The organism is Comamonas sp. MYb396, assembly GCF_037479555.1.
Lineage (GTDB): Bacteria > Pseudomonadota > Gammaproteobacteria > Burkholderiales > Burkholderiaceae_C > Comamonas.
This window is the reverse complement of sequence record NZ_JBBGYU010000001.1, coordinates 65050-86315: the sequence shown is the minus strand read 5'-3', so window position 1 is coordinate 86315 and position 21266 is coordinate 65050. Positions and strand designations below refer to the sequence as shown.

The 21266-nt window shown below is 62.1% G+C and carries 27 protein-coding genes; 23 read left to right on the top strand and 4 right to left on the bottom strand.

The features are described 5' to 3' along the window. Positions 1 to 191 precede the first annotated feature (191 nt). Entirely contained in the window at positions 192 to 461 is a 270-nt protein-coding gene (locus WH265_RS00395) for a hypothetical protein (protein WP_339556964.1), read from the bottom strand. Positions 462 to 637: 176 nt separating this feature from the next. Between WH265_RS00395 and WH265_RS00390 the strand changes: the two genes are divergently transcribed. The 21 genes from WH265_RS00390 to WH265_RS00290 all read left to right on the top strand — a co-directional run bounded on the left by WH265_RS00390 (position 638) and on the right by WH265_RS00290 (position 14828). Continuing rightward, positions 638 to 1798, top strand: a complete 1161-nt coding sequence (locus WH265_RS00390; RefSeq protein ID WP_339556963.1) for a hypothetical protein — start codon at positions 638 to 640, stop codon at positions 1796 to 1798. A 2-nt stretch (positions 1799 to 1800) separates the two neighbouring features. Further along, positions 1801 to 2223 (top strand): phage tail fiber protein, encoded by a 423-nt coding sequence (locus WH265_RS00385; protein WP_339556962.1) that lies wholly within the window; start codon positions 1801 to 1803, stop codon positions 2221 to 2223. A gap of 24 nt (positions 2224 to 2247) precedes the next feature. After that, positions 2248 to 2709 (top strand): hypothetical protein, encoded by a 462-nt coding sequence (locus WH265_RS00380; RefSeq protein WP_339556960.1) that lies wholly within the window; start codon positions 2248 to 2250, stop codon positions 2707 to 2709. Between the two features lie 9 nt (positions 2710 to 2718). Next, complete coding sequence (locus WH265_RS00375) at positions 2719 to 2910, top strand: hypothetical protein (RefSeq protein WP_339556959.1); 192 nt, start codon at positions 2719 to 2721, stop codon at positions 2908 to 2910. Between the two features lie 8 nt (positions 2911 to 2918). Next, on the top strand, positions 2919 to 3416 hold the full coding sequence (locus WH265_RS00370; protein ID WP_339556957.1) for a hypothetical protein: 498 nt from the start codon (positions 2919 to 2921) through the stop codon (positions 3414 to 3416). Beyond that, the gene (locus WH265_RS00365; RefSeq protein WP_339556955.1) at positions 3416 to 5131 is read left to right on the top strand and encodes a hypothetical protein; all 1716 of its coding nucleotides are present in this window, start codon (positions 3416 to 3418) and stop codon (positions 5129 to 5131) included. Before WH265_RS00370 ends, WH265_RS00365 begins: the two co-directional genes overlap by 1 nt. Positions 5132 to 5139: 8 nt before the next feature. Next, on the top strand, positions 5140 to 6921 hold the full coding sequence (locus tag WH265_RS00360; protein WP_339556954.1) for a hypothetical protein: 1782 nt from the start codon (positions 5140 to 5142) through the stop codon (positions 6919 to 6921). A 3-nt stretch (positions 6922 to 6924) separates the two neighbouring features. Next, positions 6925 to 7935: a hypothetical protein gene (locus WH265_RS00355; RefSeq protein WP_339556953.1), complete on the top strand. Its 1011-nt coding sequence runs from the start codon at positions 6925 to 6927 to the stop codon at positions 7933 to 7935. A 55-nt stretch (positions 7936 to 7990) separates the two neighbouring features. Continuing rightward, positions 7991 to 8440: a hypothetical protein gene (locus WH265_RS00350; RefSeq protein ID WP_339556952.1), complete on the top strand. Its 450-nt coding sequence runs from the start codon at positions 7991 to 7993 to the stop codon at positions 8438 to 8440. Continuing rightward, positions 8437 to 8943, top strand: a complete 507-nt coding sequence (locus tag WH265_RS00345) for a hypothetical protein (RefSeq protein ID WP_339556950.1) — start codon at positions 8437 to 8439, stop codon at positions 8941 to 8943. The genes WH265_RS00350 and WH265_RS00345 overlap by 4 nt, the downstream gene beginning before the upstream one ends. A gap of 1 nt (position 8944) precedes the next feature. Further along, positions 8945 to 9463, top strand: a complete 519-nt coding sequence (locus WH265_RS00340; protein WP_339556949.1) for a hypothetical protein — start codon at positions 8945 to 8947, stop codon at positions 9461 to 9463. Between the two features lie 5 nt (positions 9464 to 9468). Continuing rightward, a complete protein-coding gene (locus WH265_RS00335) occupies positions 9469 to 10197 on the top strand; it encodes a hypothetical protein (protein WP_339556948.1) in 729 nt (242 codons plus the stop codon). Between the two features lie 3 nt (positions 10198 to 10200). After that, on the top strand, positions 10201 to 10752 hold the full coding sequence (locus WH265_RS00330; RefSeq protein WP_339556947.1) for a hypothetical protein: 552 nt from the start codon (positions 10201 to 10203) through the stop codon (positions 10750 to 10752). Then, positions 10749 to 11057, top strand: coding sequence for a hypothetical protein (locus WH265_RS00325; RefSeq protein ID WP_339556945.1), 309 nt, complete (start codon positions 10749 to 10751; stop codon positions 11055 to 11057). Before WH265_RS00330 ends, WH265_RS00325 begins: the two co-directional genes overlap by 4 nt. Then, on the top strand, positions 11050 to 11370 hold the full coding sequence (locus WH265_RS00320) for a hypothetical protein (protein WP_339556944.1): 321 nt from the start codon (positions 11050 to 11052) through the stop codon (positions 11368 to 11370). The genes WH265_RS00325 and WH265_RS00320 overlap by 8 nt, the downstream gene beginning before the upstream one ends. A 54-nt stretch (positions 11371 to 11424) precedes the next feature. Continuing rightward, positions 11425 to 11808, top strand: coding sequence for an HP1 family phage holin (locus WH265_RS00315; RefSeq protein ID WP_339556942.1), 384 nt, complete (start codon positions 11425 to 11427; stop codon positions 11806 to 11808). Then, positions 11805 to 12437 carry a glycoside hydrolase family protein gene (locus WH265_RS00310; RefSeq protein ID WP_339556941.1) on the top strand — a complete coding sequence of 211 codons (633 nt, stop codon included), beginning with the start codon at positions 11805 to 11807 and terminating at the stop codon, positions 12435 to 12437. The genes WH265_RS00315 and WH265_RS00310 overlap by 4 nt, the downstream gene beginning before the upstream one ends. Then, on the top strand, positions 12434 to 12748 hold the full coding sequence (locus WH265_RS00305) for a DUF6527 family protein (RefSeq protein WP_339556940.1): 315 nt from the start codon (positions 12434 to 12436) through the stop codon (positions 12746 to 12748). Before WH265_RS00310 ends, WH265_RS00305 begins: the two co-directional genes overlap by 4 nt. After that, positions 12745 to 13284, top strand: a complete 540-nt coding sequence (locus WH265_RS00300; RefSeq protein WP_339556938.1) for a hypothetical protein — start codon at positions 12745 to 12747, stop codon at positions 13282 to 13284. The genes WH265_RS00305 and WH265_RS00300 overlap by 4 nt, the downstream gene beginning before the upstream one ends. A 115-nt stretch (positions 13285 to 13399) precedes the next feature. Continuing rightward, complete coding sequence (locus WH265_RS00295; protein ID WP_339556937.1) at positions 13400 to 14089, top strand: SOS response-associated peptidase; 690 nt, start codon at positions 13400 to 13402, stop codon at positions 14087 to 14089. A 244-nt stretch (positions 14090 to 14333) separates the two neighbouring features. After that, positions 14334 to 14828, top strand: coding sequence for a hypothetical protein (locus tag WH265_RS00290; protein ID WP_339556936.1), 495 nt, complete (start codon positions 14334 to 14336; stop codon positions 14826 to 14828). A gap of 179 nt (positions 14829 to 15007) precedes the next feature. Here WH265_RS00290 and WH265_RS00285 read toward each other — a convergent pair whose 3' ends face one another. Together WH265_RS00285 and WH265_RS00280 are read right to left on the bottom strand one after the other, a co-directional pair. Further along, entirely contained in the window at positions 15008 to 15622 is a 615-nt protein-coding gene (locus WH265_RS00285; RefSeq protein ID WP_021028082.1) for a GAF domain-containing protein, read from the bottom strand. A 158-nt stretch (positions 15623 to 15780) separates the two neighbouring features. Further along, the gene (locus tag WH265_RS00280; RefSeq protein WP_339556935.1) at positions 15781 to 16374 is read right to left on the bottom strand and encodes an IMPACT family protein; all 594 of its coding nucleotides are present in this window, start codon (positions 16372 to 16374) and stop codon (positions 15781 to 15783) included. Positions 16375 to 16590: 216 nt separating this feature from the next. Between WH265_RS00280 and WH265_RS00275 the strand changes: the two genes are divergently transcribed. Continuing rightward, positions 16591 to 16773: a hypothetical protein gene (locus WH265_RS00275; RefSeq protein WP_021028080.1), complete on the top strand. Its 183-nt coding sequence runs from the start codon at positions 16591 to 16593 to the stop codon at positions 16771 to 16773. 403 nt (positions 16774 to 17176) lie between these two features. Then, complete coding sequence (locus tag WH265_RS00270; protein ID WP_339556933.1) at positions 17177 to 19699, top strand: YgiQ family radical SAM protein; 2523 nt, start codon at positions 17177 to 17179, stop codon at positions 19697 to 19699. A gap of 168 nt (positions 19700 to 19867) precedes the next feature. Here WH265_RS00270 and WH265_RS00265 read toward each other — a convergent pair whose 3' ends face one another. Beyond that, positions 19868 to 20998, bottom strand: coding sequence for a YncE family protein (locus tag WH265_RS00265; protein WP_339556932.1), 1131 nt, complete (start codon positions 20996 to 20998; stop codon positions 19868 to 19870). Positions 20999 to 21266: the final 268 nt, after the last annotated feature.

The window sequence follows — 21266 nt, the reverse complement described above, 5'->3', positions numbered from 1 at the left end:
TTAGCCCAACTCCCCTCATCCGCCGAAGATGCAGAAAAGCCGCCTCGGTGGGCGGCGTGGAGAACACAACGTGAAATTACGCAAGATCCCTGGAGGTTGGCAGGTCGAGCCCGAAACAAGCTGCGAGGAAGCCCACCTCCGCTACTTGCTTGAGAATTTGACGGGCCACAAATCTGCTACTCATTCAAGCGCTAAAGCGGTGGCAGGAGCGCCTCCAGCCAATCGTTCACTTCGGGCGGGCCAAATCCCGTGTACGGCCGCCCAAGCGTAATGATGTACAGGGTGTCGTCTCCATCGAGCAGCGGTTTCAGGAAGTCATAAACCTCAGTCGCGGTCATAGTTGTATTGATGGCATAGGACGACTCGGAAAGCATAGCCCATGAAAACTCCTTGATTTTTTCAAGGATGGGCGGCCGAGTTGTCTCATTGTTGAGATCGTAGGTTATTAGGTAGGTTGCCATTTAGATTTGCCTCACTCGAGAAGTCCAAAAGCAGTCATCCTACCCAGTACTTCTTACTCGTATCTGTCAGCCCCCGCGTAGGGTTCGTCAAGCCAAGTCGCTTGGGCAACACTGCCCTACATGCGCCCAGCCACAACTATTGAGCACCAAGCCGCAGCCAGAAAGCGGGGCGGGTAATGGCGCGCACTGTCAGCCTCGGCGCCATTCTGGGCCTCAACAACCGCCTGCCTCCAACGCGCATGGAGGTGGCGCTGCCCAATCGCACCACGGCCGCATGGCTGCAGGTGGCCACCAACATCGACCTGACCGCCAGCGGCTTCATCCGGCGCCGAGAGGGTAGTGCAGTCGTGGATGGAGCAGATTGCCACTCCATATGGGCTGACAAGCTTGACGCATACATGGTGCGCAATGGCGACCTGGTGCACATCAAAGTGGGCACGCTCGCGCAGACCGTGGTGCAGAGCGACCTCGGTTCGTCACCGGTTCAGTACGCCCGCTTGCCTGATGGCATGGTGTACTGGACCAACCGCTACCAGATCGGCCGCTTGGCAGGTGCGCAGGCGCGCCGCATCATGACTCCCACCCCCAACCCCATGCCGCAGGTGCAGGCCGTGGCCGGCAGCTTGCCGCCCGGGCGCTACCAGGTGTGTTTCACCGCGCTGGGCCCGGAAGGCGAATCGCCCGCGACTGAGCCTCAGGCCGTGGCGCTGCCCAATGGCGGAGGCATTGGAATCGCGGGGCTGACGCCCGGCACGCTGGTTTATGCCACGGGGCCAGACGGCGAGATCTTCAACGAGATCGCACCAGGCGACTACCTGAGCCTGGGCAATACAGGCGCTGCTTGCAGCGGGCTAATGCTGAAGGCCATGCCGCCGGGCGCCGCACTGGCGCATTACAAGGGCTCGCTGTTGGTGGGCAGTGGCCGCTTCCTCTACGTGAGCGAGCCATTCGAATATGGCCGGGTCAATCTGGGCCGCGCCTTCATCCCATTCCCTGCTGATGTGACCGTGATCGCTCCTTGCGACGACGGCTTCTACCTGTGCGCGGACAAGACCTACTGGATCGCTGGCGACCCCCTGGCCACTGCGCCTGTGGTGGTGCTGCCATTCGGTGCGCTTCCGGGCTCGCTGGCCTACGACCCCAACGAGATGGCCGTGTATTGGCAGAGTCCCCGAGGCGTGGTGGTGGGCCGGCAGGGCGGCCAGGTGTCCACGCCCCAGGACGAGGCGCTGGAGTTCTGTGAGGCGGCATCGGGCGCGACCCTGGTGCGAGAGCAAGACGGCGAGGCGCATGTGCTGGCGGCCCGCTTTGATGTCCAAACAATCCAAGAGGTGTAGATATGGCTTTGTTCTATCCGGCTGAGGGCCGTAGCTATTTGATGAGTGCCGGTGTCCTGGCGGGCGCGCCCGTTGCCCAGTGGTACGTGGCCCTGTTCGAGGGGGACTACGAGCCCCAGGAAGACGATACGGCTGCGAACTTTGGCGCGCGGGCCACTGAGATGACCGCCTATGCAGAAACCACGCGCCCCAAGTTCGTGGGCACGGCTGCGGTTGGCGGATCCACCAGCAATGCGGGCGCAGAGGCGAAAGTGACGATGAACGCCACCAAGAAGGTGAGCGGCTTTGCGCTGCTGTCCAGCGCTGGCAAGGGCTCGGCCACCGGTGTCCTGCTGGTCATCCAGCGCCTGTCTTCGCCGCGCACCTACAACCCCGGCGATGTGGTGACCATCCCCGTCGGCCTGCTGCTGGAAAACGCCGCCTAACCCCTGAACCCCTGAGGAGCAACCATGCCAATATTTTCTACCGGCTACCGCAATGCGGCTGCCAATGCTGCACTGGGTGTAGCGCCATCGGCGCCCATCATGGATGGCTGCGTCATCATGCTGTACGCAGGCAGCCGGCCAGAGACTGCCGATGAACCAGTGGGCGCGGCGACACTGATCGCCACCTTCTCCACCGGTGGCACGGGCGACCCGCTGGCCTGGGATGCAGCTTCGGGCGGCTCGGCCTACAAGATGCCTGGGGATGTGTGGTCGGCCACTGCGGTGGCGTCCGGCTCGCCGACGTTCTTCCGCTACCAGCTCCCCGACGATGACGGCACCCTGAGCAATACGGCCATCCGCATTCAAGGCCGCGTGGGCCTTGTGTCCGATCCGGCCGCTGACCTGGCGCTGAGCAGCATGGCCATCGTGAACGGTGCGCCGCTGACCATCGACGCCGCCAGCGCGACTGTGCCAGCCAGCATGTAAGGAGGGCGCATGGCTGAAGCCTTCCATATCCGCGATGACTTCAATGGCGGTGGGGTTCTGAACAACCACGCACCGCAAATCCAGGAGGGCGCTGCACAAGGCCTGCGCTGGGATGCGTGGGACATTATTGAAGATGATGAGACGCAGACCGGGTGGCTTATCGCAGATGGGCGGATTCTTTTCCGCGAAAACTACTATTAAGACAGCCCATGGCCTTTCTTCCGCTCCCCACCACCAGCGGCCTGCAAATTGAGTTGCAGGCGACCATGCTCGCCGAAGAGTCTCCTATCAAGAGACATTGGCTGCTGCTGCAGATTGACCTTGGTGCAAGTGGCGGTGTTGATTTGTACATGTACCAGACCGGCATTGCCAAATGGGTAGTCAAGTCGAACAGCGCCACGATCATCGCGCAGGCCGAGTTCCGCTATAAGACCGGGCTCGTATCAACCAACGATTCCTTCGTCATCAGAGTGGAATGGTTGGACGCCGGCCTATTTGTAAACGTGGACGGACTGCCGTATGCCGTAGGGGTGGGTTCGTCTTTTCCTGTGGATTTTGTGGGCGCCATCTTTAATCTGGAGGTGGCTCTATTCGGTGGCAGTGGTCAAGAAGTTTTAGGGATTGACTACGTTGATATCACTTCGCCGGGCGAAGCTGCGCCAGAGGCCTTCTGGACGGATTTGCAGAAGACCCTCGAGGTGGTTTGATGGACTTCAACAAGCACCCCCATCACCGAGGCGGCAATGGCAGCAACACCGGTGACAGGCAAGCCCGCTTCCTTGATGGCCTGGGCGCGCCAGCGCTGCGCAGCCGCAACCTGGATGGCTCCCTGTCTGTCAAGGTGGGTGAGCGCCTCTATGTGGATCCAGCCAGCCAGGTGGTAATCGAGGGGTTTTTCACTTCGGGCGTACTGGTGTCGGGCGAATCAGGGGTGTTCACCAGCGACAGCCCCTTGCGAGCGTTCAAGCCGCGCGGCCGGCTGCCGTTCTCCAGCGTGGAGGGCGGAAATTTCCAGGATCAGGGCTATATCGCGAGCCACAGCGATGCCACGGGCTACGTGGTCGACAACCAGTTCACGGGCTTCACGCCTGATTTTGATGTGGCGGCCAATGCTGGCGGTGGCAGCACCCTCACCATGGCAGCCATCGTGACGGGAGCTGTGTACCGCACGCGCAATGGGGCTGCATTCTCCACTGACTTCACAGTCTACAGCTGCCGGGCCATCCCCGAGGCCATGAGCGGCAGCATTCTGGACTCGGTGCGCGTCATGCCCGGGCAGTATGTCCTTGTGGACGGCGTGCGCACGGGCTTTCGCGGGGCGTCCTTTGTGACGCTGGAGGCGCTCGATGGCCTGGGCGCCGGGCACTACTGGCCCAATTTCCTGGGCGTCAAGCGTGACAACACCGGCTGGAATGGCGAACTGCTGGGCCTGCCCTACACGATGATCGCCATGCACCAGCTGCTAGTCCTCGGGCCCGGCCGCTACCTGCTGGTGATGCGGTGCATGCGCAGCGTGCGCAGGCCGACCCTCAGCAACAACCTGAGCATGCCGGTGGCAGTTGCACAGTTCACCAAGGACGCCGGCCGGACCTGGGATGCGGTGGGGAGCTTGGCCGCTGCCGCCGATGAGTTCGCCACGGTGATGGCCTTCCCCCAGCAGGTGGGTGACGGAGCAGGGGTGGGGGAGTCCGATCGCTACGCCAAGTATTTCAATGACGCGAGCTTCTACACCAGCTTCAGCGCCGCGGCGCCAATATCGGCCACCCGGTCGCTGGCCCTCATGATGGTGACCTACAACGACTATGCCAACAGTGGCGGCGAGGTGGTGCCGGGCCAGCCCATGATCGGCAAGCTGCGCACACGCATCAAGGTGGTGCGCATAGACACTGCCGGTGCTGGCTCGATCACCGCGGCGCAGACAGTCTTTCATGGCCGGCAGCTGGAAGGCGCGGCCAGCCTGGGCGATGTGCTGCCCACCGGTGACGGCATGCTGTTCTGGCTTCGCGATGTGGTGGCAGATGACCCCGACGAGAACGCATGGCAGCAGACGCCGAGCAAGCCCTACAAGATCTACTTCACGGCCAATGGGGCCGATTTGCAGTTTGTGGGCTACATGCCGTTTCCTGCTTACCGCACCGGCGTGCCTTGCTACATCGATGCGCAGACCATTGCCTGCCCGATGTACGCCGATGGCGCGCACTGGCTATACCTCTCGCGTGATCGCATGGCGACCTGGTCGCGCGGTGCCCTGATTACGCGCAGCGGCTCGCCGCCCGTCATCAACGAGGCCGACCCCATATCGAGCGCCACCATGCGCAACTTTGCCAAGGTGACCCGCTTGTGCACGGACACAGGCGCGCCCATCAACAGCCACCCGCAAGCGCCATGGATCATGGATTGCGCGTACCAGGCTCCCCAATAGGCCACGCCATGCAAAACCGACTGATCAAGAAAACGATCTACATCCCAGAAATCGTGGGCCAGCGTGCACGCTCAGCGAGCCCAGCTCGAGATGTGTACGAGATGCGCGAAGTCTGCGGCGTGACGAACGTTACAACCCCGGGGGCCGGGCACTTTGAATTCATCGGTGACCCGAAGAACCCCAACGGGCGGCAAATTGCCATCTGGGTGCCTGACAAGGGCGGTGACACCCAGACCAACACCACGACCAGCCATTCGTGCCGGCAGGAGCGGGTGCTGGTCCACTATCCTGCAGTGAGCGCTCTGCCGTACATCGCGGCGCGGCCAGCCAGCTTTGACTACGGGCTGTCCTGGGAGGCGGGCGCGCGGTCGGTGCGCTTCATCCTCGGTGATGGATACGGCCAGTTCCAGGCTCTTGAATCGGTGGTGGGGGCTGTGTGTGGCCTGGTCAAGTACAGCGGATTTGGCATCTACAACGAAACCAGCGTGGACTTTGGCTTCTACCTGACCAAGGGCACTGCCCGTGTGATCGAGAAGGGGCAGCTCAAAGGTGCTGCTCGCCGCTACAGCAAGGACACTGTCCTCAAGGTGGACTGTACCGACGGCGAGATCACCTATTGGCTTGATGATGAGAAGGTCTACACCAGCGCCGAGGAGAGCGTGGCGGAGGCCCTGTGGATGCAGGCCAGTCTGTTCTCGGGCCAGGACGAGGTATTCAACCCGGCCTTGGTGCAGGTCGGCGAGCTCAACCCCGACCCGATCACCTGCCAGCTCAATCTCAACCTGGGCTGCGTCAACATCGCCGCGCGCCGTGGCGGCGTCTTGCGCCTGCGCATGGCAACGCCCAAGACCTACTTCTCGCGCGGCCGGCTGGCGGCGCCCTCGTATGCGGTGCTCGGTCTCACCTTCCCGCATCCCGTCCCCACAGTGTTTGGCCTGACCGGGGCCGTGGGGCAGCTCTCGCTGGGCCTGGCGCCAGTAAATGTCGCTGCATCCGACAGGCCCATTGGCCGCCTGCGGCTGGATCTCCCGGCGCATTGGATGTACGGCCGCAGCTGGCCCTATAACGAGTTGCCTGACACCTTCGGGCAGTTGATTGCTACAGGGCAGGGCAGTCTGACCGGCCAGGTGCGCTTGCCCACCAAACCCATGCGGGCGCAGCTATCGGGTGCGTTCTTGCCCTATGGCCAGATGAAGCTGCCCACCGTCGTCATGCGCGGCGCGCTGGCGGGCAGCATCGACCCCCGCGCTGAGGTGACGCTGCCCACCGTGCCCATGCGTGCGGTGCTCTTGGGCAGGATCTCGGTGCTCACGGGCCTCAACGAAGTATTCGCCATGAATAACACTGGCGGTAAGCCTGGCGGCACCAGCGTGTATGAGAGCTACCCCTTCAACAGCTTTGCCCGCATTGGGGGCAAGTACTACGGCGCCAGTGCCGATGGGCTCCATGTCCTGGAAGGCGAGAGCGACGCCGGCAAGGAGATCGAGGCGAGTTTTGGCTTTGGCCAGATGGACTTCGGCAGCCCGCAGGTCAAGATCCTCAGCTACTGCTACCTGGGCGCGGCCGCTGGCTCCATGCGCCTGCAGATCGACTCCCTATTGAACGGCCGGCCCGCCAGCTACACCTACCCGGCCAGAGGCCATGGCTCCAGCATGCGCGAGATCCGCTTTGACTTGGGGCGCGGCCTGCGCAGCGCTTACGCCACTCCCACTTTCTACAACAGCAACGGCGATGCGTTCGACGTGGACGCCGTGCGCTTCGTTGTCAACGAATCGAACCGGAGGATTTAAACCATGCCTATTGTCACTATTCCGCCCGGCGTCACGGGCCCGGCCCTGCAAACCACCCAGGTCATCAACGCCAAATGGGATAACGCTGTGGGTTGGTTCAACCAAGCCTTTGATTTTGGTGGGGAGGCCATGGCCCAGGTCGGCACTGCGCCGGTGATCGGGCAGCCCAGCGTGGTGAAGAACTTCAACCTGGTGGACCCACCCTCCAACCTGAGCTTCGATGATCCCAACGCCGCCATGGCGTACTTCGATGCCAAGAATTCGGAGATCTCGGCCCAGATCGATGAGGCATTCCGCTCCATGCTGGGCGAGGCCTTCCCCGATATGTCGATTCTGGCCGAGGCCCTGGCTTGGTGCCGGCGCGCCATCACGCAAGGCGGGACAGGGATCAACACCAATGTCGAGGCAGCTCTCTGGGAGCGCGGCCGCTCGCGCATCCTGCGCCAGGCCGACCGGGACACGGCGAGCACCACCGAGCGCTACGCCCGCGCTGGCTGGCCTCTGCCGCCGGGCGCCATGCTCCATGACACGGCCTTGATCCGCCAGGACAGCCGTGACAAGCTGGCCGAGCAAAGCCGGGACATCGCTATCAAGAGCTTTGAGACTGAGGTCGAGAACGTGCGCTTCGCCGTGGGCGCGGTGTCGGACATGTACACCAAGGCGATAGGGGCCGTGGGCGAGTATGTGAAGGCCATCACGCTTGGCCCGCAGCTGGCCGCCCAGCTCTCCACCTCGATGTCGGGCCTCAAGAACGAGGCCGCCCGCACCCTTGTTGCCCTATATCAGGCGCAAAACGCCGCCATCGACCCGCTGCTGCGCCTGTCCATTACCGATGCCGAGCTCAAGACCCGCGTGGCCGAGGCCAATGCGCGCTTCAAGCAAGACACCGCGCAGATGCGCGTGCAGACCGTGCTGGCCAACGTCAAGATGATGGGCGACTCTGCGGCCGCCAGCTTGAACGGCATCGGCGCAGGTGTAAGCAACACCATGAGCACCTCAGTGACTGGCTTCTGACCTTACACCCCTGTGGGGTTCGACGGGGGAGGGCTGTTTGCAGACACTGCAATGCATGACAGCGCCCGCCTATCTCTGCCGCACCATTAATCAGGGAGCCACGTTCCGCGAACAGGGCTTCCAATGGGGCGTCTATCCATACCCTGTGCACAAGATGAACGGGGAGTGGATCAATACGCAGACTGGCAAGATTGCGCCGCGATCTGACTTCATTCCCTTTGACTTGACCGGCTGCACGGCCCGTATGCAGCTTCGCGCCGATGTACTCGCCCCTGATGTGCTGTTTGAAATGACGACAGAAAACGGGCGCATTGACCTCAGTGCAGGTAGCGGGTGGGTGAACTTCTTTATTGATGCTGAGACGACCTCTGGCTTGCCATACGGCCAAAACCCGCCAGCCTCCTGGTGCTCCGCCGTGGGTCAGCTGGAGATTCAGCACCCCAATGGCGATGTATCGCGGGTAGCTGAAATTACCTGGAGCTTGAGCCCGGAGGGTACGCGATGACCTGCGAGACCCCCGTCATCATCGATTGGCAGCCTGGCAGCATTCTGGTCGAAGGCTCCCGATGCGAGATGGTCGTCGACGTGCTCGAGAAGACGGAAGTCGTTATTGCCCCGGGTGGACAAGGCCCGCCCGGGCCCCCTGGCCCTCCAGGTGGTGGCGCCGATGAATATGTGACTCGCACTGCTGGCCAGACCATCAGCGCCAACCGTGTGCTGTATGACCGGGGCGGCATTGTGTATCCATTGGGCCAGGCGGACGCCGAGAACATCTACGCCATCCTGGGCCTGTCCGTCTCGGCTGGCCAGGCCGGCGCCCAAATTTCTGTGCAGCGCAGCGGCACGGTGACCGACTTGGGCTGGTCCTGGGCCTATGGCCGCGTATACCTGGGTTCCAACGGCCAGCTTACCCAAACCCCGCCTTCCAGCGGCTTTTCTGTGCTGATCGGCTTTGCAGCCACTGCGACCAGCATCAATCTTTCAATCAACGATCCAATCGAGGTGTGATATGCCACAAGGTTTTTTGGCCCTGGTGGGCGGCAAGGTAAAGCAGATTTTTGGCATCGCCACTTCGGCGGGCGCCGCAGACGCGGGCAAGATCCCGGCGCTCGATAGCGCAGGCAAGATCGACATGAGCATGATGCCAGCGGGCATCGGCGCCAACACCAAGATCGCGCCGGCTTTCGAGGCCTTGGGCGCGGGCAAGTTCGTGAACCTTTTCTCTGACGCGGGCACGCTCAAGGCACGCCTGGCCGACAACTCCAACAACCGGCCGGCCCACGGCTTTGTGCTGGCTGCTGTGGCTTCTGCCGCGAATGCGACCATCTACCCGCTCGATGTGGCCAACACGGCGCTCACCGGCTTGACCTTGGGCAACGACTACTGGCTGGGCACAGCAGGCGATGTGACGCTCACCCCTCTGGATGCCACCGACGTTGGCAACGTGAACAAGGTCAACCAGATGCTGGGGACGGCAACGAGCGCGACTGAGCTGCGTACCGAAGACTACGGCTTCCAGATCCTGTAAAGCTCATGCCCATCCGCAAGCCACTGGTCCTCAAGGGCGGTATCCCGCAGCAGCTGCCTGCCGGAGATGCCGTCGTGGCGCCGACGCGCTTGGTGGCGGTGCGGATGGCTGACGGCGTGACCGTGCGGCAGGTGACGGTGGGAAGTGCCGGGCCGGCCATGGTGGTGTTGGCGGATGGCTCCAGTGCGGAGGTGGTGGCGGCAAATGCAGCGGTCTGGCTGCTGACGCAGGATCCGACCCCGCCTGATCCGGTGGACCTTTCCGGAAAGCTGGACGTCGATTTCAACGGGTTCACCGATGGCGTCGCTCCACAGGTGACCGACCTCTGGCCGGTGCGCCGGGGCTCATCCACTTTCAAGCTGACGGTGCAGGCGCTGCTGACCTGGTTGCTGGGCTCGGCCCGCAACTGGCTTGGGGTCCAGACATTCTCATCAGGAGCCGTGCTGGGCGAACTGTCGCCGATTGTGAAGTGCAAGGTGATCGACACAACCATGACCAGTAGCACGGCCGGTGTGGATCTGGTTGCCCATGGCTTGGTTCAGGCTGACATACAAGGCGTTCACGGAATGGTTCTTTCCACTGCTGGCCACTGGGTCGGTATGAATAGCCAATACACCGATTCGCAATGGGTTTTCGCAGTGAGCGCTACTCATATTCGTGCTGCTGTTACTGCGGCTAGCAGCTCGGCAGTCACTGGCCGGGCGGCCCGTTTCTTCATTTTCTACAAGGGATGACCTATGACTACACCCCTTAAAGCAGTAGCTGCCGGCGGCAATAGCGCTGAGCTGCGCGAGTGGGTTACTGGGGATTATCTGCCAGTGGCCAATGGTGGCACGGGCGCCACGACTGCGGCGGCAGCACGGAGCAATTTGGGCTTAGGCGCTGCAGCAGTCGCGGCCATTTTGGGCACCGTTTCTCAGTCTGGGGGCGTTCCCACTGGTGCGATTTTCCAGACTGGAAGTAACGCGAATGGGGAATTCATCCGGTTTGCAAGCGGATGGCAGATTTGCTCTAGATCCTCTGCTGTCACTTCAATCTCAGGAGCTGCAGGTTCAGTATTCGTAAACGGGGCGGCGCTGGGCCCATACAGTTGGGCGGCTGCCTTCTCTAGCATTCCTCGTGAGATCTATATAGGTCATAAATTTGACGGTGCAGCAAATCATTGCTGGGCTGCTGCAGCCTCCAAAGGCAGCACAAGCCAATCAGGGACTTTTCAGCTGTTTCGAGCAAGCTCTTCCTCTGAAAATTTCTACGTCGAAATGATCGCTATTGGACGGTGGTTCGAATGAAAATCAGTCTCTCCCCCCAAGTTCGCCACGATGCGCTGGAAGTGCTCAAGGCTGGCGACAAGCTCACGGTCAACGGCGAGGCGTTCGACTTCACCCAGCTTCCCGAAGGTGCCGTTCTGCCAGCAGCTGCCGTAGACTGCGAATTCATCATCGGCGAAGTGCGCCGCGAAGGTGGCGAGCTGCAGCTGACCCTGCTGCTGCCCATCGCCTGGGACGCACCACAGAGCTGCGCCTTCCCTGAGCCTATCCTCAACCCAGCAGATGGCCGCGTGCCCCTGCCTACCGACGAGGTGCCCAATGCCTAATATTGACTGGGACCAGCTCAAGACGGCCGAGCAGATTGCCGAGGACGACCTCCGCGCGCGCGTGCCTGCCGAGATCAGCCGCGCACAGGGCCGGGCGATCCTGGGGCTACAGGGCCTCACCCAGGGTGTTCTCGACTACATGGCCGGTATCACAGACGACCAAGAGGCTATGTGGGCTGACCTGGCTTGGAACCACACCACCACCTGGCGCCGCTTCGACTCGCCGTTTCTGACCAAGGCCGCAGCTGCACTTGGTCTAAGCGACGATGCCCTTGATGAGATGTTCATCGCTGCGGCGGAGATCGTTATCTGATCCTCCCCCGCGTAGGGTTAGACGCAAGAGGCTGGGCCCGGGATCATGCGATCCATGCCCAACCAAATCCACGACTCCACATCTGATGTGGCAACCCCATGGCTGCAAGCGCTGGGCGCAAAGCTCAACGTTTACGCAGCCTGGTTTCTAAGCCTGTTCGGCACTGTGACGCTGGACAAGCTGGTTGCCCTGTCTGGCCTGGTCCTGGGCGTGGCGGGTTACTTGATGAACCGGCATTACCGGCGCAAAGAAGACCGCCGCCAGGCCTTGCGGGCAAAGCGTGACGACGAACAAGCCCGGCGCCTGCACATCAGTTGGGTGATGGATATGCGCGCCAAGCATTCTGAGTCGTACCTGGTGGCGCAGTTGGGCGATAACTGGGCGGACTTCATCAAGCTGCCGCCCAGCGGCGACACGGATCTGGGGGCTTTGTCATGAGCAAGATCCCAAACGCATTGCGCGCTGGCCTGATGGCGCTGGCCGTGCTGACTGCAGGCGGTGGCGGCTATGTGGTGGCTGAGCGCGAGCAAGCTGCCGCCCAGGCCATGGCAGAGCAGAATCAGTACATCCAGGCCGTGGCCGCTGATCCTGGCACCTCCCAGGCGGTCAAGATCGCCATGGTGATGGGCAGCTACTATGAGAGCAGCTACCGCCACATTGGCACACCCTACGTGGACAAGCTGGGCAAGGGTCAGCCGCTGACTGTCTGCAACGGCATCACAGGCCGCGACGTGGTGGCTGGGCGCTACTACACGCCGGCAGACTGTTACGCGCTCGAGCGCAGCCGCTACCTGGCGGCCGAGCGTACTGCCATGGGTCTGTTCAGGCTCTGGTCCACCTACACCCCACTGCAGCAGGCCGTGTTCATCGACTTCGTATGGAACAAGGGCGAGGGCGCGCTGTACACCTCAACCTTGCTGCGCAAGGCCAATGCTGGGGATGTGGTGGGTGCCTGCCGAGAAAACCCGCGCTGGAACCGTGGCACTGTCAATGGGGTGTCTGTGGTGCTGCCTGGCCTGCTGGCCCGGGGCGATGCCAACGGCAAGATTTGCGAGGTGGGACTATGAAGCCAGTGATGCGAAAAGACGAGGAGCTGCTGCGCTTCAAGTGCCCAGGGTGCAACGCCTCCCACGCGGTTCAACATGGCAGCGACTTTGGTCCTAACTGGGGCTGGAATGGCTCGCTGGAGAAGCCGACGCTTACGCCATCGGTATTGGTGACTTACCCAGGCGCTGATGCCGGCCGCGATGGCGCCCCGCCTGCTGTGTGTCATTCCTTCGTGACAGATGGCCGGATCCAGTTTCTGGGAGATTGCACGCATGCTCTGGCTGGCCAGACGGTGGCGCTGCCCGATTGGACTGATTGGGTGGCGCCATGACCTGGCAGATCAAAGCCGCTTTGGCGGCCATCATCGCCGCTCTGGCCTTCTCCGCCGGTTGGGGGGTAAAGGGCTGGCAGGCCGGCAAGACCATCGCCGAGCTGCGCGCCGAGCAGTCCCGGGGCCAGGCCAGCCGGGCCGAAGCCGCTCGCACCGTTGAAACCCAAACCGCGATCAAGGAGAGCAAGCATGCCCAAGACACGATCTACAACGCCGATCGACTGGCAAACCTCAAGACTGGCATTGATGTTGATGTGCGCGCTGAGCTTGCCCGTGCTGAGCGCCTGCACCGCGACACCGACAGCCGAAGTGCCACTTATCGTGCGCAAGCCCAAGCCGACGCAGCTGCCCGCAGCGATCTTGCAGATAAAGCCGCAGCCCTCGACCGAAAGCTTGGAGAAGGGATCGAAGTGGTCGCAATCCTCGGGCGAGATCTTAGGCGACGAGATGCCGAAGTAGCCGCACTGTGCGACCAGGTGAACATCGAGCGCCGGCTGAGTGGTGACGACAGCAACCAGGCCTGCAGTCAGAAATAGAAAGAGCCTCCCCGGCGCCGCTACGGCACTTGGGAGGCTTTTTTTCGTTTCAGATAGGGTTTCGGATGACACCGGCCGGATGCGTGCCCCTGTACCTTGGCGCCAGGAGGCTCCAATGTGCAATCGCTACCACTCCCCAGACGAAGGCTACATCCAGCAGTACTGGCGGCTGAACCCCCGGCAGTTGGGACTGGGCGCCCGTGACGTGTTCCCGCGCTCGCCTGGCGGATTCATCCGGCGCGCCGTGGATGATCCCGGCTACGGCAAGGAGCTGGCTGTCGGCCGGTGGGGCCTGATCCCTTGGTTCAGCAAGACGCCCGACATCAAGTACAGCACCAACAATGCCCGGGCCGAGGAGGTCGCGGACAAGGCCAGCTTCAAAGACCCGTGGAAGCGCGGCCAGCGCTGCATCATCCCGGCGGCCACCTTTGACGAGCCGTGCTGGGGGCCTTATGAGGCGCAGTTTGAGAAGTGCGAATGGTGGCGCTTCAAGCGCGCGGATGGCGACCCATGGGGTCTAGCCGGGCTGTGGAATATCTGGACAGATCGGGCCACAGGCGAAGTGCATGAGAGCTATACGATGCTCACACTCAATGCTGACGGTCACGAGATCATGGGGAAGATGCACAAAAATGAGATCAACCCCGATACCAAAAAGCCACTTCCCATAGACCAGCAAGACAAGCGGAGTGTGATCCCCATCGAGCTGGCCGATGTGGACCAGTGGCTGGAGGGCTCGATAAAGGATGCCCAGGCGCTGCTGAAGCTCGCACCGGTCGAAGTGTTCGCGGCCGGGCCAGCCTAAAACGGGACATCTGGGGCGAGGCTGTCGTACAGATCCTTGTCCACCGCGACCGAAACGGTGTGTAGCACCATTGTGCCCAGGACCGGCATGGCCTCTGGCCGATCCAGCTTGATGCCGTCCCAGCGCTCATGTTCCTGGGTCTGGGACCAATCATCCCCATCCTTGATGTGCCACCGCCAGTATCTTGATTGAAACATAGACACCTCCAAAAGACTGTATATTTATACAGTAAATGGAGCAAGCTATGGAAGCAGTCAGGAAATTTGAGCCGGAGGATTTGCCGGGCATCTACAGGACCGTGGCGAGCCCTGGAATGCCAACAGATCTTGATGGCAGGTCTAGGGTTGGGGTGGACCTATACGTGCTGCAGCTTCAGTTTTGCGGCGCGTACCTTTGCTCCACGCTCTTGAGAGGCAGGGCGCCGACCTTTGGGGTGGTGATTTCATCGCAAACACCCTTTAACGGCTACCAGGCAGGGATCTACAAGCGCGGGGATCTGATGAAGCTGGTGAACTATCCGCTCGAGCAAGCGGAGGTTTGGAAGAAGCGAGAGGATGGCACCATGCTGTTGCGTGGTGAGCAGTGGGATGAAGGGGAGTTCAGCCGGTGGCCGCAGACTTGGATTTGCGGGCGCAATCCTTCGGCGGTCGCTGCGGCGCTTCGCGGGATGTCGGCCTGGCTGGATAGGGAGTACGCGAAGGTGAAGCGGCCGCCCTATGCGAATGATCGGCCGAGATAGTGAGTAGGGGGTGGTTGTGTGGCGTAGGTTTTGGCGTAGGAAACTCGGCTTTCCTAGCAATTTACCTGCAGGGTTACGTCCTACCACTGAACGACACCCGCGTTTGCTGACATTGTAGCCATAGAAATCGCAAGACCCGCTGCGCTGCTGCCGCGTTGGCTACAGTCAGGTTGTGTGACTCAGTTTCCCTTTTTGCCAGGGAAAGCCCAGGCCTGCTTTTTCTCATCGAGCGGCTGCAGCTTCCATTTCTCCAGTTCGGCGTCGCGCTCGGTCTCGCGGCGCACATCGATGCGGCGAGCCGTGTGCTTGGCAACGACGGCGAGTTTTTGCAGATCGGTATCGCGCAGCGTCGGATCGGGCTCGGTGCTGAAGCAGCACAGGGTGCCGTAGATCTGACCATCGGCGAGGATGATGGGGGTGCTCAGGTGGGCGCCAACGCGGAAAGGAGTGGCAGGGAGTTTGGCCGACTCGATGTGCTCTGCCGCATCATGCACCAGTGGCGGCAGGCGGCCGTCGAGCACGCATTGGCAGAAGGACTGCTCCAGTGAGGAGCCGCCACCGGTCTCGATCAAGGCCTTGTCGGCGCTGTGGTCCACATGCTTGAAGGTGCGCTGGCCATTGCGGATCTCGGAGACAAAGATCACGTCCATTTTCAGATGCTCGCGCAGGCCGTGCAGCACCTCTTTGACGTTCTGGTCGATCAGGTCATCGGCGCCTTCGGCCGTGGCCACCAGCAGCTCGCTCATCGATACTTCCAGCGCGTCAGGTGCGTAATCCCATAAATGAATGGCCATAGTTGTTCTCGCTATTTCCATGCGCTACCCGTTAGCGCATCCCGGTCGCGTTTGATGATAACGGCACTGAAAAGCGTGTGCATCCCTGGCAGCAGGATTGAATTACTCTTTTACATGGAAGCGAGCGCACACGCGGTGCTAGCTCCGCCAACCCGGATTCAAGCGGACTCGTCGATCCAGGTCAGGCGGCCCTGGCCGAGCTCATTCATCCTGGCGACAAAGTCAGGCGCCTGCGACGCGACCAACTCGATCTCGGCAAGCACATCATCGCCGTGGCTCACCTGCAGTAACTGCGCGTTGGCGCTGGCAACCTCGCGCCGCATGCCGCCTTCGAGCGCATAGGGCAGGCGGCATTGCAGGCGGGTCATCGCCTGGCGCTCGATTTTTTCTGCTTTCAGCATCGCCTGGGCAATGGCGTCGGTGTAGGCCCGCACCAGACCGCCGGCGCCCAGCTTGACGCCGCCAAAATAACGCACCACGGTCGCCAAGGCGCCTTCGATCTGCTGGTGGCGCAGCACATCGAGCATCGGGCGGCCGGCAGTGCCGCTGGGCTCGCCATCATCGACCGCGGCAGACTGCCCGCCCGCCATCAACGCCCAGCACACATGGTTGGCACCGGGGTGCTGCTCGCGCAGGCTCTGCACAATGACCAGGGCTTGTGCACGATCCTGCACAGGCTGAACGCAGCCGATGAAGCGGCTTTTCTTGATGAGCAATTCGCTGTGAACGGGCTGGGCCAGGGTGTAGGGCATGCGTTGCGTGGAGAAGACGTTTGCTTACACTGTCATGCGTCAACGTCGCCTAGATGTCATGCGTTAGACACATATCATTGTTTCAATGACGGGAGCGCTCCAGTGATGGAGTGGCTTGCCGCAGCGGAGACCTCAGGCGCAGCCAGGCGCGAGTCTACCCCGATTTTTCCAAGAACCATTTCATACCACCGACTGACACATTACCCGGGAGCGACCATGCAACACCAACTGCAAACCAATTTGGATTCCTTGAACAACCATGGGTTCGGACGTGCAGGTTTGGAGACGCCCGCCTATGTGACTGAAGTATTGGCAGCCCTGCCAACGACCCCCAGTGCCAATGACGATGGCAGCTATGTGGACCTGGCCCAGCGCGTGCGCGAAGGCGGTGAGTGGTAAGGCGCTGAGCAAGCGCGCCAGGATGGGCTACCGGTTAACAGACATCACCCGTATCGCGTAACCGCCATAGGCAGCCTGGGCTGCCTTTTTTATTTGCGGTGCCATGCCCAGCCATGCGACAATGATGGGCTATTTGATGCAGCGCAAAAAATGCGGTTTTAATACTCTTTGCTGGTGGCCATAGCCCTAGCCAGCCAGGGGCCGGTGATTATCCAAGCCTGGCGCCGCGCTGCAATGCCTTGACCGCCCTGGTCTGAACTGGGGCCTTGCCCCCGCAGATGCTTCCAAATACATAGCATCAATACCCGTACAAGTGCGCGCTACGGGCTATTTTTTTAGAATATCGGACCCCGCCACCCTGGCGCCGAGCCCCGCGTGCATTACTCCACGACTGTTGTTGCCCATGTCTGCCCCGATTGATGTTTCTTTTTTTGAACGTGCTGCCAAGCCGCTGACCAGCTACAAGCCGTACTGGGCCAAGCGCTTTGGTGCTGCGCCATTTCTGCCGATGAGCCGTGCCGAGATGGACCAGCTGGGCTGGGACAGCTGCGACATCATCCTGGTCACCGGTGACGCCTATGTGGACCACCCCAGCTTTGGCATGGCCGTCATTGGCCGTGTGCTGGAGGCCCAGGGCTTTCGCGTGGGCATCATTGCGCAGCCCGATTGGCAAAGCGCCGAGGCCTTCAAGGCGCTGGGCAAGCCCAACCTGTTCTGGGGTGTGACGGCGGGCAATATGGATTCGATGATCAACCGTTATACGGCTGACCGCAAGATCCGCTCCGACGACGCCTACACGCCAGGCGATGTGGGCGGCAAGCGCCCGGACCGCGCTGCCATCGTCTACAGCCAGCGCTGCCGCGAAGCCTACAAGGATGTACCGATTGTGCTGGGCGGCATCGAAGGCTCGCTGCGCCGCATTGCGCATTACGACTACTGGAGCGACAAGGTCCGCCGCTCGATTGTGGTGGACAGCAAGTGCGACATCCTGCTCTACGGCAATGCCGAGCGCGCGCTGGTCGAAGTGGCCCACCGCATTGCCGCGCGTGAGCCGGTCGAGAACATCACCGATGTGCGCGGCACCTCGTTTTTCCGCCGCGCATCGGAAGAGGGCTGGTTCGAGGTGGACTCCACCACGGTCGACGAGCCCGGTGAGGTCGAGCCCCATATCAACCCCTACATGACGACCAGCGAGCAGGCCGAAGCCCAGGGCCAGAGCTGCGCGAAGGAAGATGCGGAAAAGCAGGGCGCTGACGCGTCCACGGCCGCGCCCGCCGCAGCGGCCTGTGGCACGGCTGCAGGCGCTGCCAGCACCAGCGCACCCACGCTGTCGAATGTGCAGCCGCTGCAGTTTGTGCCCAACCTCTCGCTGCGCCACAAGTCCAAGATGCCGGCGCGCGACCGCACCGTGCTGCGCCTGCCCAGTTTTGAAGAGGTCAAGAGCGACCCGATCCTCTACGCCCATGCCAACCGCGTGCTGCACCTGGAGACCAACCCCGGCAACGCCCGCGCGCTGGTGCAGGCCCATGGTGAAGGAGCCACGGCCCGTGATGTGTGGATGAATCCGCCGCCCATTCCGCTGACCACCGCCGAAATGGACTGGGTGTTTGGCCTGCCCTATGCGCGCAGCCCGCACCCGGCCTATGCCGACGAGAGCGGCAGCCACGAAGGCGCGACCAAGATCCCTGCCTGGGAGATGATCCGCACCTCGGTCAACATCATGCGCGGCTGCTTTGGCGGCTGCACCTTCTGCTCGATCACCGAGCACGAGGGCCGCATTATCCAGAGCCGCTCGGAAGACTCCATCATCCAGGAGCTCGAAGACATCCGCGACAAGGTCAAGGGCTTTACCGGCACCATCTCGGACCTGGGCGGCCCCACGGCCAATATGTACCGCCTGGGCTGCAAGAGCCCGCAGATCGAGGCGGCCTGCCGCAAGCCCAGCTGCGTGTTCCCCGGCATCTGCCCGAACCTACACACCGACCACGGTCCGCTGATCAAGATCTACCGCCGCGCGCGCAAGCTCCCTGGCATCAAGAAGATCCTGATCGGCTCGGGCCTGCGCTATGACCTGGCAGTCAAGTCGCCCGAGTACATCAAGGAGCTGGTGCAGCACCATGTGGGCGGCTACCTGAAGATCGCCCCCGAGCACACCGAGGCCGGGCCGCTGAACAAGATGATGAAGCCGGGCATTGGCAGCTATGACCGCTTCAAGCAGCTGTTTGAAAAGTTCAGCGAAGAGGCGGGCAAGAAGCAGTTTCTGATTCCCTACTTCATTGCCGCCCACCCGGGCACCAGCGATGAGGACATGATGAACCTGGCGATCTGGCTCAAGAAGAATGGCTTCCGCGCCGACCAGGTGCAGACCTTCTACCCCAGCCCGATGGCTACGGCCACCGCGATGTACCACAGCGGCCGCAATACGCTCACCAAGGTGCGCCGCCAGATGCGCGACGAGGCCGAGGAGCGCGTCGACATCGTGCGCGGTGAAAAGCGCCGCCGTCTGCACAAGGCGTTCTTGCGCTACCACGACCCCAACAACTGGCCGCTGCTGCGCGAAGCGCTCAAGACCATGGGGCGCTCGGACCTGATCGGCAATGGCAAGCAGCACCTGATCCCGACCTTCCAGCCGCTGGTCGATGGCAGCTACCAAAGCGCGCGCAAGAAAAACAGCACCAGCTCCAAAAGCGGTAGTGGCCTGGGCTATACCACCAACAAGGATGGCAAGGCTGTAGCGCTGGCACCGCGCCGCCCGCAGGAGCAGCAAGAGCCCAAGGGCGATGTGCGCTTTCGCAGTGCGCAGCCCAAGCCCGGTCAGCTGCTGACCCAGCACAGCGGATTGCCGCCACGGGCGGGTGTGCGCGCCGGCGCGGGCAAGCCTGGCTTGGCCAAAAAGTCGGGCCCCGCGCGCAAGGGCAGCCGCTAAGACTGCGGTGTTGTTGCACCCAGATCGCCGCAAAGGCGCCAAGCGAAGGCTTGGCGCCTTTGTTTTTGGCGGGTTGGGGAGGCAGCCACCGGCCAGCGTGCAGGAGCGATGGTCTGCACAACCCTTGCCCCACGGGGCGGCCAAAGCAGGGGCTTTGGCAGCGGGGGGTTAGCCCATCAGCTTCTGCCCATGGCGGTGCAGTGCCGTAATGCCCGCAACCAACAGCAGCAAGCCGGCCCAGACGCCGCTGATCGGAATGGGTTTGCCTGCCACGACGCTGCCCGCTTCCAGGCCACTGGCTTCCTGCTTGGTGGCAGCCTTGTGCGCGCCAGCGGCCAGCGCAACCCCCCAAGGGGCACTGCCTACCGTCACGGCGCCATGCACTTCCTGGGTGGCGGTATCGATGATGGACAGGCTATTGCGCTGCGGATTGCTCACATAGGCATGCGTCCCGGCAGGATGGAAGACGACATGCTGGGGTGTCTGGTCCACCTCGATCACAGCGACCACCGCGTGGCTGGCGGTGTCGATGACCGACACGGTGCCGTCGCCGCTGTTGGTGACATACGCCTGGGTGCCTGCGGGGTGGAAGGCGATGCGACTGGGATGCTGGCCAACAGCGACCGTGGCGACGACGCTGTGGGTTCGCGTATTGATTACGGTGACACGGCCACGGGCTTCGTCTGACGCGCGGTTGACCACATAGGCCAGGTTGCCTGCCGGGTGTACCTTGATATCGCTGGCATCGGCGCCGACGCTGATGCGCTCGAGCACCGTGCCGCTGCTGGGGTCGATCACCGCCACTTTGCCGACATCGGGGTCGCGGTGTTGTTCGAGCGAATACAGGCGTGAACCATCGGGATGGACGGCGATGCCGCGGGTGTTTTGGGGGCTGACGGGAAACATGCGCATGAGTTGGTGGGTGGCGGTATCAATGACGGCAATCGCGCCGCCGCCAGGCGTGGTGGTGTCGACATAGGCCAGTGCCCCGGAAGGGCTGAAAACCACATCGTTGCTGACATGGTTCAAAGCAATGCCTGTGAGCAACTGCTGCTTGTTCAGATCGAGTACCGCAATGGTGGCGGACCAGACGCTGGAGAGATAGGCCAGGCAGCCGTCCGGGCTGATGGCAATCTCCTGGGGCATGGCCATGCCGGCGGGGATGGTGGTGATGCTGCGCTTGCTCGCCACATCGACCACCGAAACATTGCTGTCATCGCGGTTGACCACATAGGCCAGTGGTGCGGCCTGGCCCAGGCCGAAGGCGCAGCACAGCGCCATCGCACTGGCCCAGCGCAAGCCCCAGCGTGGCCATCCTTTAAGATTGACTAACACGATTGAAGGTTAGAAATTAATTAATTATATTAATGTACATCATAAGTTGCGGCAAAACGCATGCTGATCCATCGAATCAAGATTGTTGGCAATCCAGGGCGGGCTTCCCCCGCGCAAGGGGGAAAGAGGTCGTCGCCTGTCCCGCACACGGCGGTGCCCAAGTGCTGGCCTGTGCAGCAAAGCGCTGGCTGCAAAATGCGCATTTCGTGACTGCCTGCAACACGTCATTGCA